The organism is Halomonas sp. NCCP-2165 (assembly GCF_023708045.1).
Taxonomy (GTDB): domain Bacteria; phylum Pseudomonadota; class Gammaproteobacteria; order Pseudomonadales; family Halomonadaceae; genus Bisbaumannia; species Bisbaumannia pacifica.
This window is the reverse complement of the sequence record NZ_BRCY01000015.1, coordinates 72,102-87,755: the sequence shown is the minus strand read 5'-3', so window position 1 is coordinate 87,755 and position 15,654 is coordinate 72,102. Positions and strand designations below refer to the sequence as shown.

Sequence of the window (15,654 nt, the reverse complement as noted above, 5' to 3'; positions counted from 1 at the left end):
CCGCCCCCCGGCTCTCCACCACCCCGCCCCTTTGCCCGCCATAAAAAAGCGGCGACTCCGAGGGAGTCGCCGACAAGGACCGTGACTAGCTTGATGAGGAGAAACCATGGCAGGGAACCTGACATTCTCTGCGATGGATATGGCGTCTGGCCGACGCCATGCAAACAAGGTAATCATTCGCATTTGTCGCGTCAACAGAAAACGAGAATCTTTTTCGTTTGTGGTCGACCTATCCCACAGCCATAAAAAAGCGGCGACTCCGAGGAGCCGCCGACAAGGACCGTGACTAGCTTGATGAGGAGAAACCATGGCAGGGAACCTGACATTCTCTGCGATGGATATGGCGTCTGGCCGACGCCATGCAGATAAGATAATCATTCGCATTTATCGGGTCAACAGTTAATGCGACTATTTTTCATTTGTGGCCTGTCAAGCCACCAGGCTCAGCCATAGCGGCAGGCTCAGCATCGCCAGCAGCGTCTGCCCGGTGATCAGCGCCGCCATCAGTTCGGCGTCGCCCCCCAACTGGCGCGCCAGGATATAGGCCGAGGTGGCGGTGGGCAGGGCGGCGAAGAGCAGGGCCACGTCGCGACTCACGCTATCCAGCCCCAGTGCCCAGGTCAGGCCCAGCACCAGGGCCGGCATCAGCAGCAACTTGATGCCATGGGTCGTCCAGACGGCGCGATCACGGCGCAGCAACGCCTGGGGGCGCAGGGCCACGCCCACCGCCACCAGGCCCAGGGGCAGGGCGGTGCGGCCCAGCAGCTCCAGGGTGGGAGCGCTCCAGCCGGGCAGGCCCAGGCCCGAGAGGTTCAGGGCGATACCGCCCAGGCAGGCGAGGATCAGCGGGTTGGTGATCAGGGCGCGCAGGCTGCGACCCAGGCTGCCGGGGCCCAGGGTGCCGACGCCGATAAAGCAGAGCACGCAGAGCAGGTTGACGGTCGGCACCATCAATGCCACGGCCACCGCCGCCGTGGTGGCGCCGAGATCGCCATGCAGCGCCGCGGCGCCGGCCACCCCCACGTAGGTGTTGAAACGCAGGCTGCCCTGGAACAGCGACGTGAAGGTGGCCGCCTCCGAGGTAAGGCGAGGGCGCCACCACCACAGCAGGATGGCGAACACCAGCATGCCGCCCAGCAACACCAGGGCCAGCCGGGCCACCGGGACCCGGGCGATCTCTGCCTCGGCCAGGGTGCCCACCAGCATGGCCGGAAACAGCAGGTAATAGATCAGCCGCTCCAGGCGAGGCCAGAAATCACCGCCAGGCAGCCCCAGGCGTCCCAGCAGGGCCCCCAGCAGGATCAGCAGAAAGAGCGGGCCCAAAGCGTCGAGAATCTGCATGGTGCGAGAAGGCTCCAGGTCACGGTCGTTGGCGAGTGCTGATAAGCTTACCCTGATAGAGAGGCGGCCCGCGATGGTCGCGACACGAGACGACGAGGGGAAGAGGATGACGGTGAAGGTTCGCTGGTTGGTCGCGGGTATCCTGGGGCTGACGTTGCTGGCCCTGGGCGGCTGGTTCTGGCAGCAGGGACACGAAGACGATGGCATCCCCCAGGGTGGCGAGATCGCCCTGCCTTCCACCCATGGCGACTTCGCCCTGTCGTCGCTGGGCGAGGAGCAGCTGGCGGCCATCTACTTCGGTTACACCTATTGCCCGGATGTCTGTCCCATGACCCTGGCGGTGGTGCGTCAGGCCCTGGGCCAACTGGCCCCGACGTTGGCCGAGCGGGTGGTGCCGGTGATGATCAGCGTCGACCCGGAGCGGGACACCCTGGCGCGGCTCGAGGAGTATATGAACTATTTCGGCGATGAATTTATCGGCGTCCGGGGCAGCGAGGCGCAGCTGGCGGAGGTCGCCGAGCGCTACGGGATCTTCTGGCGTCGGGTCGAGATGGAAGCATCCGCCATGGGCTATACCATGGATCACGATGCCTCGCTCTATCTGGTCGACCGACATGGGGAGATTCGTCGGAGGGTGCTCTATTCATCGACCCCCCACGCCCTGATCGAGGCACTGCGCCAGGAACTGGGCGAGGGATAGGCCGGATAAAGGTCACCGGGCGAGGTTATTCGCTCGTCTCGGGCGGGCTTAGCAGGCGTTCCACCATGGCATCCAGGGCCCGCAACTGGCGGCCGTCGCGGCTGTCATGATCGGGGTGGGGGCGCCAGCTGTTTTCGTCGTAGCCCCACCAGTCCCAGCAGCCCTGGGGGTTGCCCAGGCTGGGCGAGACCTGGGGGTAAAGCACGGCCAGGCGGTATGCATCGGCCCAGGCATTGAGGCCGGAGTGGCGGGCGAAGGCATCGCCGACCTGTTCGGTGGTCATGCCACAGCCGTGCAGGGCCACCACCAGGCCGCAGGCCTCGCCGTCGGCGCATGCCGTCGGCAGGTAGAGATAGCCGCTCTCGCCCAGTTGGCGTGCCCCGCTGTCGACCTCCTGAGAGAAACGCACGAGTTCTCCCGAGGGGGCGGCCGGCGCCGACTCGACCTCGCCATAGAGCCAGGCCAGGGCATCGCCGGCGGCATCGTAGCCGCAGTCCAGCAGATAGGGGCTGCCCCCCGCCGCACAATCCACCAGGGGCGCCTCTTGGGCGCCGCCTTCACCGGCCACCGGCCAGCCATGGCCGGCCTCTGCCGTGACGACCCGGCGCAGCTGGGCGTCGGCATCCGCCAGCCAGTCGCGATACTGCTCGACGAGCCGCTCTCCTACCGCGGGGAGCACGGTGTCATCTTGCCCGCCATGCCAGAGGAAGACCCGCTGACGGGCCAGCTGCTCGGTGCTGCCGACGCGGCCCTCGGCCAGGTAGGCGGCGTGGCGGGCCGCCAGCTCGCTCGGCTCGGGGAGTCCCCGGTGGGTGAGCATGCACCGACCCAGGGCCTGGCCGAGGCTACCCTGGGCGCAGCCCCAGGGGCCGGCGGCGAACACCCCCAGGCGTCGATAGCGCGCCGGGTAGGCCACCGCCAGCTGGGTGGCCATATAGCCCCCGGAGGAGACGCCCAGCACGGCCAGGCGTTCGCCGTCCAGGCCCAGTGCCGGTAGCAGCGGGGGCGCCGCCTCCTCGGCGAGGGCGACACCGCCGAGGAGCAGCGCCGCCACACCGAGGATGCCCTTACTCGGCATCGGCCTCATCATCGACGCCCAGCAGTTCCACCTTGAAGGTCAGGGTCTCGTAGGGGCCGATGGGGCCGCCGGTGCCGGCCTCGCCATAGGCCAGGTCGTAGGGCAGGTAGAGCATCCAGGTGTCGCCCTCGCTCATCAGCTGCAGGGCCTCCTGCCAGCCCTCGATTACCTGGTCGACGCGGAAGCTGATCGGCTCGCCGCGCTCGTAGGAGCTGTCGAAGACGCTGCCATCCAGCAGGGTGCCCTCATAGTGCACCTCGACCTGGGAGTCGGGACCCGGGGAGGGGCCCTCGCCGGACTCGATGACCTTGTACTGCAGGCCGGAGTCGGTCACCACCACGCCCTCGGCGTCGGCGTTCTCGGCCAGGAAGGCCTCGCCGGCTTCGCGGGCCGACTCGGCCTGGCGCTCGGCCTCGGCCTGGCGCTCGGCCAGCGCCTGCTGCTGGAACTGCCTCAGCGTCTCGGCCATCTGCTCCTCGCTCAGGGCCAGCTCCGCGTCGGCGTAGACATCGCGAATGGCCTGGGTGAAGGCCTCGATATCCAGGTCGTCCACGTCCTGTACCAGGCTCTGTCCCAGGGTCACGCCCAGGCTGTAACCGAGCCGGGCCTCTTCGCTTTCCAGGTCGGCCAGGGCGAAGGGCGCGGCGCACAGCAGCGTGCCCAGGGTGGCGGCGCGAACCAGTGTCTTCATGCAGAATCCTCGATCGGTGGGGTCATAAAACACCCCTCGGACTCTATCAGGAGTGGCGGGGTTCCGCATCCGCTCGCCCCGAGCACAAAAAGGCAGCGGGCCGGGGTGTGCCCGGCCCGCTGGTAGGGTGGTGTTGGAGAGGCGTCAGACCACCAGGGTGGGGCACTTGGCCATGCTGGCCACCCGCTGGGAGACGCTGCCCAGCAAGTACGAGGTCTTGTCGCCATTGGTGCCCTGGGAGCCGATCACGATCAGGTCGATATCGCGCTTGCGGGCGAAACGCACGATGGTATTGGAGGGACGGCCTCCCTTGACGAAGGCGCGTACCTTGGTGGCCCCCCGCTCCAGGGCATCATGCTTGGCCTGGACGGCGATCTCGGTGGCGTACTCCTTGAGGGCGTCGTCGGGGATATCCAGCTTGCTGGGGCGCACCATGGACAGCGACGCCTCCAGCAGGCTGTGATGCTTGAAGACGCAGAGGATATAGAGCTCCGCATCGGTGAGCTTGGCCAGCTCGACGGCCTTCTCCAGGGCCTTGAGGGCCCCCTTGGAGCCGTCCACCGGCAGCAGGATCTTGTCAAACATCGTCATCTACTCCATGGGCCAGGATCAGCTGAAGGCCAGGTCCCGGAGGAACAGGGCGATCTGCGGGAAGATGATCAGCAGCGCCGCCGCCGCCACCAGCATGAAGACGAAGGGGGGCGTGCCCTTGATCACGTCCAGGTAGGGGCGCTTGAAGATGGCGATGGCGGTGAAGATATCGCAGCCGAAGGGCGGCGTCGCCGAGCCGATGGCCACCTGAAGGGTGATCAGGATCCCCACCAGAACCGGGTCGAGGCCGGTGGCCTCGATGGCCGGGGCGAAGATCGGCGTCAGCACCAGGATCACCACGATGGGATCGACGAACATGCAGGCCACGAAGAAAGCCACGCAGATGGCGATCAACACCCCGGTGGGGCCCGCCTCGTTGATGCCCACCGCCTCGAGGATGGCCTGGGGAATCTGGGCGAAGGAGATGATCCAGGAGAAGCCGTTGCCGACCCCGACCAGGATAAAGACCACGGCGGTGATCAGGCCGGTGGATTTGGCGATGGCATAGATGTCCGCCATCTTCAGGGAGCGGAAGATCACGAACTCCAGCAAGACCGCATAGAGCACGCAGGCCGCGGCGGCCTCCGTGGGGCTGAAGATACCGCCATAGATACCGCCGACGATGATCACCGGGAAGCCCAGGGGCCATAGCGCCCCTTGCACCGCCTGGGCGCGCTCCTTCCAGCTGCTTTTGGGCTCGGTGGGAACCTTGTTGATATAGGCGTAGGCGATGCAGTAGGCGGAGAACATCAACAGGATCAGCAGCCCCGGGCCGATGCCGGCGATAAAGAGCTCACCGATGGAGGTGCCGGAGATGACGCCATAGATGATCATGCCGATGCTCGGCGGGATCAGGAAGGCGATATCGCTGGCGTTGATGATCAGGGCCAGGGTGAAGGAGTCGGAGTAGCCCGCCTTGAGCATGCGCGGGCGCAGCGGCGAGCCCACCGCCACCACCGTGGCCTGGGTGGAGCCGGAGACGGCCCCGAAGAGGGTGCAGGAGGCCGCGGTGGAGACCGCCAGGCCGCCCTTCACGTGACCGATAAACGACATCACCATATTGATCAGTCGTTCGGCGGATTGGCCCCGCGTCATGATGTCGGCGGCCAGGATAAACATGGGGACTGCGATCAGCGAAGCGGGGCGGATGCCCGCCATGACCTGCTGGATCAGCGTATCCATCTGGCCGAGGCCGTTGAACATCATAAAGAAACCGATGACCGCCGCCGTGATCAGCGGAATCATCATCGGAAAGCCCAGCAACAGCAGGGCGATCATGGTGACTACCATTATTGTCGTCATCGTATATTCCCCAGAGAGACTCGCCCGGTATCAGACTTCCGTTTCCGTATCCTTGTATCCATCCACCACGCCCGTCGAAAGATAGACGTCCCGGGAGACCAGGTTCTTGATGGCGGTCAGCAGGTACTGGATGCCCGTGATCAAAAAGCCCAGGGGGACCCAGAGATAGATGGTCCAGATCGGGAAGCCCAGGGCCGGCAGGACTCGCCCCTTGGACTGCAGGTCGAGGATATAGATGATGGAGTAGTAGCAGAGGAAGAACATCACCAGGGAGGTAAAGGTGGCGATGGTTATCATCAGTGCCTTGCGCCCCCCCACCGGCAGGGCATCGTAGATGGCCGACATGCGAATATGACGGCCGTGGCGAGCCGCATAGCCGATACCGGCGAAGGTGATCATGATGATCAGGATGCGATTGATCTCGCCGGTAAAGAAGATACTGTCACCCAGCACGAAGCGGGCAATCACATTGGCGATGGTATTGATGGCCATCAGCAGTACCCCCAGGGCCAGGATGACCGCCTCCACCTTGCTGATAAAGGTGTCGATGGTTCCCAGGAAGCCCGGCAGGCCGGAGCGATAATTCTTTTCGGATTCTTCTTCGGTCATAAGACATTCCTTTCAGCGTGCGTCCCTGGGCAGGCACCCACTCTAGTCGTCACCATAGGCCTGATGAGGTGGCTGGGATCGCCGCAAGGTCAACGCTACTTGCACGTTATGCCACCCAATAAACAGGGGTGACCCTCCCGGGCCACCCCTGTCTTGTGCGCATGACGCTCGACGGCTTACTCGTCGTCGGAGGTCACGGCCTCCAGGTCGGCCTTGAACTGGTTGAGCAGCTCCTCGCCACGCTCACCGGTCATCTCCAGGAAGGCTTCCTCCACCTGCGGTGCCCGCTCGCGGAAGGCCTGGATCTGCTCCTCGGTCAGGCGCGTCACGGTGACCTCGTCGGAGGCTTCACGAATCAGCGCCAGCGACTCTTCGGAGAGCCCCTGGATATGCTCGATGGTCACGTCATAGGCATGATCGGCGGCATTGCGTACCAGCTGCTGATCCTCCTCCGAGAGCCCCTCGTAGAAGTCCTGGTTGGCCATCATGGCGGTGGTGAACCAGCCGTGGCCGGTAAAGATCAGGTTGGGAGAAACCTCGTAGAGGCCGCCGGACTCGATCCAGAAGATGGGGTTCTCCTGACCATCGATGATGCCGGTCTGCAGGCCGCCGTAGACCTCGCCCCAGGGCAGCGGGGTGGGGGTCGCCCCGAAGGCGTTGTAGGTCTCGGAGAGCAGCGGGTTGGTCATCACCCGAATCTTCTTGTTCTGGAAGCCCTCGGGAGAGGTGATCGGCTCGTCGGCGGTGACCACCATCTCGCCTTCCGGGTACATCTGCAGAAGTTCCAGGCCCTGTTCGGCGTAGAGCTCCGGGAACATCTCGTTGATGGCCACGCTCTCGTCGAAGAATTCGAGAACCGTCTCTTCGTCGGTGGGCAGCAGGTAGGGCACGAAGAAGATCTGCGCCTCGGGAATCAGGGCGCCGGTAAAGCCGGGAGATTGGTTGACGAACTGAAGGATGCCGTTCTGGGTCTGCTCCATGATGTCATCGGATTCGCCCAGCTCACCGAAACGATAGATCTGCAGGGTATGGTCGGAGTTCTCTTCGATATACTCCTTGAAGGCGACGGCGAAGACGTCCTGGACATCGCCCTCGAACTCCTCGTGAGCATAGCGCCAGTTAGCCGAGTAGGCCGTGGCGGACATACCCAGCAGGAGGGCGCCAACACTGGCGGAAGTAAGCAGTTTGCTAGCCTTCATTCTTGTTCCCCTTGGCAGTTTCGGGCCGGTCAATCGGCCATGATGAGCAGATGAAATGTAGACAAATCAAGACGCTCCACTCCCTTGAGGCTAGCCGTCGGCGGATAGAGGGTCAAGTTGGGTTTCGAGGGTTTGCAGCGCCGAGACTTGCATTTTTTTCTGCAACAGGCCGGCCCGAACCAGGCGTTCGTCCAGGGGCAGGTCATCCTCTGTCAGGGGGCGAATGGCATGTCCCTCGGTGGCCAGATCGGCCAGCCGGCGCAGGCACTCTCGCTCGGCCAGCAGCTCCGCTCGCTTGAGGGTATCGCGCAGCTCGGCGACCTGCGGGTCGGTAAGGGCTAACTGTTTGAGACCGCGGCGCTGCGTTCGCAGCGGCCGGGTGATCTCGGCCTGCCAGGCGCGTATCGGTACCAGGTGGCGGGGGGCGTCCTCGTCCGGGGTCAGCCCGTGGCGCTGTAGCCAGCAGGCCCAGAGCAGTTCACAGACGTCGACCATGGTCTGATCCTGCAGCGTCAGGCAGACGGACGCCACGCCGGGACGGGCATAGAGGTCGAGGGCCTGGTCCCAGAGCGCGATCGCCCAGGGGGCGGCCCCCGCGGGGGTGCCATGGCGAGCCAGCCAGGCCCGCAAATGCCGGCGCAATTGGGTAGAATGCATGCTCATCGAAGGCCGTTTCTCCGCTGCCGCCCCGGGCGGCGGTGGCGAGGGGCGACGGCCCCGCCATTCCCGTTATCGGAGCCGGCATGATCGCATTCCGCCAACTCGCCCTGCAACGCGGCACTCAACCCCTGATCGAAGACGCCGACCTGACCCTGCACGCCGGCCACAAGGCCGGTATCGTGGGTCCCAACGGGGCCGGCAAGTCGAGCCTGTTCAAGCTCCTGCTCGGCGAGCTGGCCCCGGACAAGGGGGACGTCGAGCTGGCCGGCGGGGTGCGCATCGCCCATATGGCCCAGGAAGTGGAAGCCCTGGAGCGCCCCATCGTCGACTATGTGCTGGATGGCGATCGGGCCCTGCGGGATACCGAGGCGGCCCTGGCCGCCGCCCAGGCGGCGGGGGAGGCCCACCGGGAGGCCGAGCTGCATGGCCAGATCGAGGCCCTGGACGGCTACAGCGCCCCGGCCCGGGCCGCCCAGCTACTCGTTGGGTTGGGCTTCGCCCAGGCCGACCTGTCGCGCCCCCTGGCGGACTTCTCCGGGGGCTGGCGGATGCGCGTCAACCTGGCCCGCACCCTCTTTATGCCCTCCGACCTGCTGCTGCTGGACGAGCCCACCAACCACCTGGATCTGGATGCCCTGCTGTGGCTCGAACAGTGGCTGACCCGTTACCCGGGAACCCTGCTGCTGATCTCCCACGATCGCGACTTCCTGGACGCGGTCTGTGACCATATCGTGCATTTCGATCGGCGCCGCCTGGTGCTCTACCGCGGCAACTACACCGCCTTCGAGCGCAGCCGCGCCGAAAAGCTCGCCCAGCAGCAGGCCGAGGCCGCCAAGCAGCAGGCCCGTCGCGAGGAGATCGAGCAGTTTGTGGCGCGCTTCCGGGCCAAGGCCACCAAGGCGCGACAGGCCCAGAGTCGCCTGAAGATGCTCGAGCGCATGGAAACCATCGCCGTGGCCCATGTGGACTCCCCCTTTCACTTCACCCTGCCCGCCGCCGAGAAGACCTCATATCCGCTGCTGGTGCTGGACGAGGCGCGCCTGGGCTACCGTGGCGAGGCCGGCGAGACGGTGCAGCTGGACGAGGTCAAGCTTGGGCTGCAGCCGGGGCAGCGTATCGGCCTGCTGGGCCCCAACGGCGCCGGCAAGTCGACCCTGATCAAGTCGCTGACCGGCGAGCTGCCACTGCTGGGCGGCAAGCGCATCGAGGGCGAGCACCTGGCGGTGGGCTATTTCGCCCAGCATCAGTTGGAGGGGCTGGACCTCTCCGCCTCGCCCTTCCTGCATGTGCAGCGCCTCTCGCCCCGGGCCAGCGATCAGGAGATTCGCAACTTCCTAGGCGGCTTCGGCTTCCAGGGCGACGATGCCTTCGCCGAGGTGGCCAACTTCTCCGGTGGCGAGAAGGCGCGCCTGGCGCTGGCCCTGGTCGCCTGGCGTCGCCCCAACCTGCTGTTGCTGGACGAGCCCACCAACCACCTGGACCTGGAGATGCGCGAGGCCCTCACCGAGGCCCTGGCCGGTTTCGAGGGGGCGGTGATCCTGGTCTCCCACGACCGCCACCTGCTGCGTGCCACCGTGGACGAGTTCTGGCGGGTGGCCGATCATCGCCTCGAGCCCTTCGATGGTGATCTGGAGGACTATCGCGCCTGGCTCAAGGCGCGCCTGGAGGGTGAGCGCCGCGAGGCACGGGCCGAGAAGGGCGAGCGCCAGGCGGAGGCCGCCGTGCCCAGGGAGGACCGCAAGGCGGCGCGTCGCGCCGCGGCGGAGCTGCGCGAGAAGCTGCGCCCGCTGAAGCGTCAGCGGGACAAGGCCGAGCAGGCCATGGAGAAGACCCAGGCCGCCCTGGGCGAGGTGGAGGAACGCCTGGCGGATGCCGAGCTCTATACGCAGGCGAGCCGCAAGGCGGAACTCACCGAGCTGTTGGGTCGCCAGGGCGAGCTCAAGTCGCGCCTCGAGGCGCTGGAGGCGGAATGGCTGGCCGCCGAAGAGGCCCTGGAGGCGATGCAAGCCGAGCTGCTGGCGGCGGAATAACGAGTCCCGAGGAGGTCTCCCATGATCCTGCGTCCCGCGTTGTTGGTTGTGCTGCTCGGCCTGGTCGGCTGCGCCGGTACCCGTCTGACCCTGGATAACTACCAGCGCCTGGAGGTCGGCATGAGTCGGGCCCAGGTGGAGGCGATCCTCGGCTCGCCGAGGGAGTGCCATGGGGCCCTGATGGTGGATCTGTGTACCTGGGGGGCGGGCTCGCGTGCCATTCATGCCCAGTTCCTGGGCGGCGAGGCGCTGGCCTTCCAGTATCAGGGGCTCAAGTGAGAGCGCCCCGGCTCAGCTCTCCAGCAGGAAGGTCACCGGGCCGTCGTTGATCAGCTCCACCTGCATATCGGCCCCGAACTCGCCGGTAGCGACCGTCGGCCAGGCGGCCCGCGCCTGGATCACCAGGTAGTCGAACAGCGCTTCGCCCTCGGCGGGGGGCGCGGCGCTGGAGAAGCTGGGGCGCAGCCCCTTGCGGGTATCCGCCGCCAGGGTGAACTGGGAGACCAGCAACAGGCCGCCCTCCGCCTGCCGCAGGTCGAGATTCATCTTGCCGGCCTCATCCGAGAACACCCGGTAGTGCAGCAGCTTGTGCAGCAGCTTGTCGGCACGCGCCCGGTCATCGCCCTTTTCCACCCCCACCAGGGCCAGCAGGCCCTGGTCGATGGCGCCCACTTCTTGACCCGCCACCACGACTCGGGCGTGGCGGACTCGCTGAATCAAGGCTCGCATCTCTCTCCTCCTGAGTGTCGGCGCAGGAGGGTAGCATGCGCCGCCATCAGCGGCCCAGCAGGGCGTCGCGGAAGTCGTCGCGCAGCGGCCGGGGGCCCAGGGGGAGGCCGAGCAGTATCGGCAGGAGAATAGCGAGCGGATCATCCAGGGCGCCTCGAGGGAATTTCCCTGTACAGGCACGCGTCTTGCGTAGGAGTTCTGTCGATTACCAGGCGCGACAGACCATGATATCGCAGTGGGGTTCGGCGAGCAGCCGGGCGGTCAGACGGCTCTGCTGGCGGCGTCGGCCGCGATAGCTCAGCGCCAGCAGGTCCGGGGGCTGGCGGCGCAGCCGGGTCAGCAGCACTTCCAGGGGGTCGCCCTGCTCCAGCACCAGGTTCAGTTCCGGTACCGCGTCCACCTCGCTCATCAGGCGGTCCACCTCCCCCTCCAGCTGTTCGCGCAGGCGGGCCAATTCGCCGTCGCGCCAGCGGGCGAAGTCGCCGCTGGAGCCCAGCTCCCGCTCGCCGGGGATATCCCAGGCGTGCAGCAGGGTCAGCCGCGCCTCGGGGAAGCGCTTGAGGGTCTCGCGCAGGGTATGGCGGCAGGTCAGCGAGAAGTCCACGGGGACCAGGATATCCCGCCACTCCTGGGTGACCGGATGGATGGCGGAGATCACCGGGCAGGGGGCGCCACGGATCACCCGCGCCAGGGTGGTGCCGGCCACCAGCTCCGGTTCGCCACGCTTGCGGTGCCCACCGAGGAGGATCAGGTCGGCCTGGCGCTCGTGGGCCTCGCGGATGATTTCCTCGAAGGGAGCGCCGGCCACGGTCTGCAGCAGCGCCTGGGGGGCGGGCAGCGCATAGTCTTCGCGGATATCGGTCAGCAGGCGCTCCATCTCCGCCACCACCGCCTGCTCCAGGTCATGGAGTGCCTGGCGCGGCAGGTGGGGGTCGAGCACATGCAGGGCATCGAGGCGGGTTCCGCTGTCCACCGCCAGTTGGATGGCGCGGCCGAAGGCGGCGCGGTTCTCCGCCGACAGGTCACAGGCGAACAGCAGGGTGCGAGTCATGATCTCTCCCTCCCTCAATGATGGCGATGCCCCACCTCAGGATGGTGGCTTACCCGCTCCCCCGCAAGGCGTTACCACCAGGCATGGAAGTGATGCACCGGCCCCTGGCCCCGGCCCGCGCCCAGGCGGTGACTCTCGGCCAGGGCCGCCTCCAGCCAGGCCTTGGCCTCGGTCACCGCCGCCAGGGGGGCGTCGCGGTGAGCCAGGCAGGCGGCGATGGCCGAGGAGAGCGAGCAGCCGGTGCCGTGCAAGTTGCCGGTGGCGATGCGCGGGCCGTCCAGCCACTGGGCGCCCTGTTCGTCCACCAGCAGGTCGGGACAGCGCTCGCCACGCAGGTGGCCGCCCTTGAGCAGCACCCGGGGGGCGCCCAGGGCCTGCAGGCGCGGCAGCAGCGCCTCCATGGCATCGGCATCATCGGGGGCGACGGTGTCGAGCAGCACCGCCGCCTCCGGCAGGTTGGGGGTGATCAGGTCGGCCAGCGGCACCAGCAGCTCGCGCACGGCACGGATGCCGGCATCATCCACCAGCACATCGCCGCTCTTGGCCACCATCACCGGATCCAGCACGACCCAGCGCGGCCGCCGCTTGGTGAGGGCCTCGCGGATCACTTCGGCCACCTCGCGGCTGGCGACCATGCCGATCTTCACGGCATCGATGGCGATATCGTCGAGCAGGGTCTCCAACTGGGCGGCGATAAAGTCCGCCGGCACCGGGTGGACCCCGGTCACCCCCTGGGTGTTCTGGGCGGTCAGGGCGGTGATCACGCTGGTACCATAGGCGCCCAGCGCCGAAAAGGTCTTGAGGTCGGCCTGGATGCCGGCGCCGCCGCTGGGGTCGGAGCCGGCGATGGTCAGCAGCTTGGGAATCGGGGGAGTGTGAGTCATGAAGAGGTCTTGTCGTTGATGTCGCCGCCTAGCCTACTGCAAGGCGGTGGGGGCTCGCCATGCTGAGCCGCTTTGTAGTCGCCCTGGTCGGGGCCACCCTGTTGCGAGGAGAGGCCGGGGGCTCGCCATGTTGAGTCTCTTCCTGGTAGCCCTGGTCGGGGCCACCCTGTTGCGAGGAGAGGCCGGGGGCTCGCCATGTTGAGCCTCTTCCTGGTAGCCCTGGTCGGCGCGACCCTGTTGCGAGGAGAGGCCGGGGGCTCGCCATGCTGAGCCGCTTTGTAGTCGCCCTGGTCGGGGCCACCCTGTTGCGAGGAGAGGCCGGGGGCTCGCCATGTTGAGTCTCTTCCTGGTAGCCCTGGTCAGTGCGACCTTGCTACCCGGTGGCTCCGAGCTATGGCTGGCCAGGCTCTGGTGCCAGGGCGAACCGGCGGCGCTGCTCTGGGCGGTGGCCTCCGCCGGCAACACCCTGGGCAGCCTGATCAACGTCTGGCTGGGGCGCTATGCGCGGCGTTTCCAGGACCGGCGCTGGTTTCCCGCCTCCCGGGCGGGGCTGGCCCGGGCCGAGCGCTGGTATTACCGCTTCGGCGAGTGGAGCCTGCTGCTCTCCTGGGCTCCGCTGATCGGCGACCCCCTGACGGTACTGGCCGGAGTCTTCCGGCTGCCCTGGTGGCGGGCCATCCTGCTGATCGGCCTGGCCAAGGGGGCCCGCTATGCGCTGGTACTGCTGCTCGCCCGGCAGTGGCTGGCGCCGCTGTGTGGCGGCGCCTGACGCCTGTCGGGATCAGAGCTGCGCGGGCAGCCAGGTGGCCAGCTCGGGGAAGGCGGCCAGGGCCAGCAGCATGCTCAGCTGCAGCAGGATAAAGGGAATCACCCCGCGGTAGATGGCCGAGGTAGGCACGCTCTCCGGCGTGACCCCGCGCAGGTAGAAGAGCGCGAAGCCGAAGGGCGGGGTGAGGAAGGAGGTCTGCAGGTTGATGGCGATCATCACCCCCAACCAGACGGGATCGATGCCCATGGCCAGCAGTACCGGGCCGACGATGGGCACCACCACGAAGGTGATCTCGATAAAGTCGAGGATAAAGCCCAGCAGGAACATCACCAGCATCACGATCAGCATGGCGCCTACCACGCCGCCGGGCATCGCCTCGAACAGCCCGGTGACCAGTTCCTCGCCGCCGTAGGCGCGGAACACCAGGGAGAAGAGAGTGGCGCCGATCAGGATCAGGAAGACCATGCTGGTGACCTGGGTGGTGGTGCGGGTCACCTCCTGGAGCATGGCGAGGCTCACCCGGCCCTTGACCAGGGCCAGCACCAGGGCGCCGAAGGCGCCCACCGCCGAGGCCTCGGTGGGCGTGGCGAAGCCGCCGAGGATCGAGCCCAGCACGGCGACGATCAGCACCACCGGCGGCACCAGCCCCTTGAACAGCAGTGGCCAGACGCTGCCCCGATGCCCCAGCTCCTCCATCAGCGCCTGGCGATCGACGGGCGGAGCCAGCCGTGGCCTGAGCCAGGCGGTGAGGATGACGTAGACGATATAGGCCAGCACCAGGATCAACCCGGGGATCAGGGCGCCGACGAAGAGGTCGCCCACCGAGACCGTCCTGGGGCTCCATATCCCCATGGCCAGTTGCGCCTGTTGATAGGCGTTGGAGAGCACGTCGCCGAGCAGCACCAGGGCGATGGAAGGCGGAATGATCTGCCCCAGGGTGCCGGTGGCGCAGATGGTGCCGGTGGCCAGCGCCGGGGAATAGCCGCGCTTGAGCATGGTGGGCAGCGATAGCAGGCCCATGGTGACCACGGTGGCGCCGACGATGCCGGTGGAGGCGGCCAGCAGCATGCCGACCAGGATCACCGCGATGCCCAGGCCGCCGCGCAGGCTGCCGAAGGCCAGGGTCATGGCGTCGAGCAGCGTCTCGGCGACCCGCGATTTCTCCAGCAGTACCCCCATCAGCACGAAGAGCGGCACCGCCAGCAGGGTCTGGTTGGTCATGATGCCGTAGACCCGATTGGGCATGGCGGAGAGGAAGTTGGCCTCGAAGTGCAGGGCCACGCCCAGGGCCTCCAGGCCCATTCCCAGGCCGGCGAAGGCCAGGGCGGTGCCGGCTAGCGACAGGGCCACCGGATAGCCCAGCATCAGCACGACGCAGATGGTGGCAAACAGAAAGAGCGGCATATAGTCGAGCACTAGAGCACCTCCTCGTGCTCGGGTTCCGGGGCCGCCAGGCGCCCGCGCAGGATCAGTACCTGACGGATCGACAGGGCGATGCCCTGAATCAGTAGCAGCAGACTCATCAGGGGGATCAGGGACTTGAGCAGGTAGATCACCGGCAGGTTGGCGTCCGAGGAGCGTTCCAGGATGGCCCAGCTACTGGCGACGTACGCGAGGCTGCCCAGGCCGATAAACAGCACCACCGGGAGCAGCAGGAAGAGGGTGCCGGCCAGGTCGATCCAGGCGCGGCCCTTGGCGGAGAGGCGGCGATAGAAGATATCCACCCGCACATGGCCGTCATGCCTGAGGGTGTAGGCGGCCCCCAGCATAAAGACCACGGCGTGCATATACATCACCGATTCCTGCATCGCCATGCTGTGGATGCCCAGGGCGTAGCGCATTACCACCAGCGCGAACTGCACCAGCATCATCGCCAGGGTCAGCCAGGCGATGGCTCGTCCGAGGGTCTCGATAACGCCCTCGATCCGCCTGAGCAGCGCCGGTTCCTGGCCCGTCGCGTTGCGAGTCGTGGTCATGGAAGAGTCTCGTCAATTGTCCAGCAGAGGCGGCATCATCGCCG

Annotated in this window: 17 protein-coding genes; 4 read left to right on the top strand and 13 right to left on the bottom strand. The window is 66.8% G+C overall.

The features are described 5' to 3' along the window. Window positions 1-429 precede the first annotated feature (429 nt). Window positions 430-1,341 (bottom strand): AEC family transporter, encoded by a 912-nt coding sequence (locus NFU04_RS09875; protein WP_251309268.1) that lies wholly within the window; start codon window positions 1,339-1,341, stop codon window positions 430-432. 106 nt (window positions 1,342-1,447) lie between these two features. On the opposite strand from NFU04_RS09875, the gene NFU04_RS09870 reads away from it, so the two are divergent. Then, window positions 1,448-2,041 carry an SCO family protein gene (locus NFU04_RS09870; RefSeq protein WP_251309267.1) on the top strand — a complete coding sequence of 198 codons (594 nt, stop codon included), beginning with the start codon at window positions 1,448-1,450 and terminating at the stop codon, window positions 2,039-2,041. A 25-nt stretch (window positions 2,042-2,066) separates the two neighbouring features. Here NFU04_RS09870 and NFU04_RS09865 read toward each other — a convergent pair whose 3' ends face one another. From NFU04_RS09865 to NFU04_RS09835, 7 genes are all read right to left on the bottom strand, one after another. Beyond that, window positions 2,067-3,119: an extracellular catalytic domain type 2 short-chain-length polyhydroxyalkanoate depolymerase gene (locus tag NFU04_RS09865; RefSeq protein WP_251309266.1), complete on the bottom strand. Its 1,053-nt coding sequence runs from the start codon at window positions 3,117-3,119 to the stop codon at window positions 2,067-2,069. Continuing rightward, complete coding sequence (locus NFU04_RS09860) at window positions 3,109-3,810, bottom strand: FKBP-type peptidyl-prolyl cis-trans isomerase (RefSeq protein ID WP_251309265.1); 702 nt, start codon at window positions 3,808-3,810, stop codon at window positions 3,109-3,111. The genes NFU04_RS09865 and NFU04_RS09860 overlap by 11 nt, the downstream gene beginning before the upstream one ends. Window positions 3,811-3,954: 144 nt before the next feature. Further along, on the bottom strand, window positions 3,955-4,395 hold the full coding sequence (locus NFU04_RS09855; protein ID WP_251309264.1) for a universal stress protein: 441 nt from the start codon (window positions 4,393-4,395) through the stop codon (window positions 3,955-3,957). A gap of 24 nt (window positions 4,396-4,419) precedes the next feature. Beyond that, window positions 4,420-5,703, bottom strand: coding sequence for a TRAP transporter large permease (locus tag NFU04_RS09850; RefSeq protein ID WP_251309263.1), 1,284 nt, complete (start codon window positions 5,701-5,703; stop codon window positions 4,420-4,422). A gap of 30 nt (window positions 5,704-5,733) precedes the next feature. Beyond that, on the bottom strand, window positions 5,734-6,312 hold the full coding sequence (locus tag NFU04_RS09845; protein WP_251309262.1) for a TRAP transporter small permease: 579 nt from the start codon (window positions 6,310-6,312) through the stop codon (window positions 5,734-5,736). Window positions 6,313-6,488: 176 nt separating this feature from the next. Next, a complete protein-coding gene (locus NFU04_RS09840) occupies window positions 6,489-7,511 on the bottom strand; it encodes a TRAP transporter substrate-binding protein (protein ID WP_251309261.1) in 1,023 nt (340 codons plus the stop codon). A gap of 90 nt (window positions 7,512-7,601) precedes the next feature. Further along, window positions 7,602-8,174, bottom strand: coding sequence for a TIGR02444 family protein (locus NFU04_RS09835; RefSeq protein WP_251309260.1), 573 nt, complete (start codon window positions 8,172-8,174; stop codon window positions 7,602-7,604). An 80-nt stretch (window positions 8,175-8,254) separates the two neighbouring features. Between NFU04_RS09835 and NFU04_RS09830 the strand changes: the two genes are divergently transcribed. Next, window positions 8,255-10,201, top strand: a complete 1,947-nt coding sequence (locus NFU04_RS09830) for an ABC-F family ATP-binding cassette domain-containing protein (protein WP_251309259.1) — start codon at window positions 8,255-8,257, stop codon at window positions 10,199-10,201. A 21-nt stretch (window positions 10,202-10,222) separates the two neighbouring features. Further along, window positions 10,223-10,480, top strand: a complete 258-nt coding sequence (gene bamE / locus NFU04_RS09825) for an outer membrane protein assembly factor BamE domain-containing protein (RefSeq protein WP_251309258.1) — start codon at window positions 10,223-10,225, stop codon at window positions 10,478-10,480. Window positions 10,481-10,492: 12 nt separating this feature from the next. On the opposite strand, the gene dtd is transcribed toward bamE, so the two are convergent. The 3 genes from dtd to thiD form a co-directional block, all read right to left on the bottom strand. Beyond that, window positions 10,493-10,930, bottom strand: coding sequence for a D-aminoacyl-tRNA deacylase (gene dtd, locus NFU04_RS09820; RefSeq protein WP_251309257.1), 438 nt, complete (start codon window positions 10,928-10,930; stop codon window positions 10,493-10,495). Window positions 10,931-11,135: 205 nt separating this feature from the next. After that, window positions 11,136-11,981 carry a universal stress protein gene (locus tag NFU04_RS09815; protein WP_251309256.1) on the bottom strand — a complete coding sequence of 282 codons (846 nt, stop codon included), beginning with the start codon at window positions 11,979-11,981 and terminating at the stop codon, window positions 11,136-11,138. A 71-nt stretch (window positions 11,982-12,052) separates the two neighbouring features. After that, the gene (gene thiD, locus NFU04_RS09810) at window positions 12,053-12,865 is read right to left on the bottom strand and encodes a bifunctional hydroxymethylpyrimidine kinase/phosphomethylpyrimidine kinase (protein ID WP_285835137.1); all 813 of its coding nucleotides are present in this window, start codon (window positions 12,863-12,865) and stop codon (window positions 12,053-12,055) included. Window positions 12,866-13,196: 331 nt separating this feature from the next. Between thiD and NFU04_RS09805 the strand changes: the two genes are divergently transcribed. Next, on the top strand, window positions 13,197-13,634 hold the full coding sequence (locus tag NFU04_RS09805) for a YqaA family protein (RefSeq protein ID WP_251309255.1): 438 nt from the start codon (window positions 13,197-13,199) through the stop codon (window positions 13,632-13,634). A 12-nt stretch (window positions 13,635-13,646) separates the two neighbouring features. On the opposite strand, the gene NFU04_RS09800 is transcribed toward NFU04_RS09805, so the two are convergent. Together NFU04_RS09800 and NFU04_RS09795 are read right to left on the bottom strand one after the other, a co-directional pair. Further along, on the bottom strand, window positions 13,647-15,050 hold the full coding sequence (locus NFU04_RS09800) for a TRAP transporter large permease (protein ID WP_251309254.1): 1,404 nt from the start codon (window positions 15,048-15,050) through the stop codon (window positions 13,647-13,649). Continuing rightward, window positions 15,050-15,610 carry a TRAP transporter small permease subunit gene (locus tag NFU04_RS09795; RefSeq protein ID WP_146801731.1) on the bottom strand — a complete coding sequence of 187 codons (561 nt, stop codon included), beginning with the start codon at window positions 15,608-15,610 and terminating at the stop codon, window positions 15,050-15,052. The genes NFU04_RS09800 and NFU04_RS09795 overlap by 1 nt, the downstream gene beginning before the upstream one ends. Between the last annotated feature and the right edge of the window lie 44 nt (window positions 15,611-15,654).

Bases quoted from the DNA above. Each gene is read 5' to 3' on its own strand.
- NFU04_RS09875 (WP_251309268.1), bottom strand. From the start codon at position 1,341: ATGCAGATTCTCGACGCTTTGGGCCCGCTCTTTCTGCTGATCCTGCTG.
- NFU04_RS09870 (WP_251309267.1), top strand. From the start codon at position 1,448: ATGACGGTGAAGGTTCGCTGGTTGGTCGCGGGTATCCTGGGGCTGACG.
- NFU04_RS09865 (WP_251309266.1), bottom strand. From the start codon at position 3,119: ATGCCGAGTAAGGGCATCCTCGGTGTGGCGGCGCTGCTCCTCGGCGGT.
- NFU04_RS09860 (WP_251309265.1), bottom strand. From the start codon at position 3,810: ATGAAGACACTGGTTCGCGCCGCCACCCTGGGCACGCTGCTGTGCGCC.
- NFU04_RS09855 (WP_251309264.1), bottom strand. From the start codon at position 4,395: ATGTTTGACAAGATCCTGCTGCCGGTGGACGGCTCCAAGGGGGCCCTC.
- NFU04_RS09850 (WP_251309263.1), bottom strand. From the start codon at position 5,703: ATGACGACAATAATGGTAGTCACCATGATCGCCCTGCTGTTGCTGGGC.
- NFU04_RS09845 (WP_251309262.1), bottom strand. From the start codon at position 6,312: ATGACCGAAGAAGAATCCGAAAAGAATTATCGCTCCGGCCTGCCGGGC.
- NFU04_RS09840 (WP_251309261.1), bottom strand. From the start codon at position 7,511: ATGAAGGCTAGCAAACTGCTTACTTCCGCCAGTGTTGGCGCCCTCCTG.
- NFU04_RS09835 (WP_251309260.1), bottom strand. From the start codon at position 8,174: ATGAGCATGCATTCTACCCAATTGCGCCGGCATTTGCGGGCCTGGCTG.
- NFU04_RS09830 (WP_251309259.1), top strand. From the start codon at position 8,255: ATGATCGCATTCCGCCAACTCGCCCTGCAACGCGGCACTCAACCCCTG.
- bamE (WP_251309258.1), top strand. From the start codon at position 10,223: ATGATCCTGCGTCCCGCGTTGTTGGTTGTGCTGCTCGGCCTGGTCGGC.
- dtd (WP_251309257.1), bottom strand. From the start codon at position 10,930: ATGCGAGCCTTGATTCAGCGAGTCCGCCACGCCCGAGTCGTGGTGGCG.
- NFU04_RS09815 (WP_251309256.1), bottom strand. From the start codon at position 11,981: ATGACTCGCACCCTGCTGTTCGCCTGTGACCTGTCGGCGGAGAACCGC.
- thiD (WP_285835137.1), bottom strand. From the start codon at position 12,865: ATGACTCACACTCCCCCGATTCCCAAGCTGCTGACCATCGCCGGCTCC.
- NFU04_RS09805 (WP_251309255.1), top strand. From the start codon at position 13,197: ATGTTGAGTCTCTTCCTGGTAGCCCTGGTCAGTGCGACCTTGCTACCC.
- NFU04_RS09795 (WP_146801731.1), bottom strand. From the start codon at position 15,610: ATGACCACGACTCGCAACGCGACGGGCCAGGAACCGGCGCTGCTCAGG.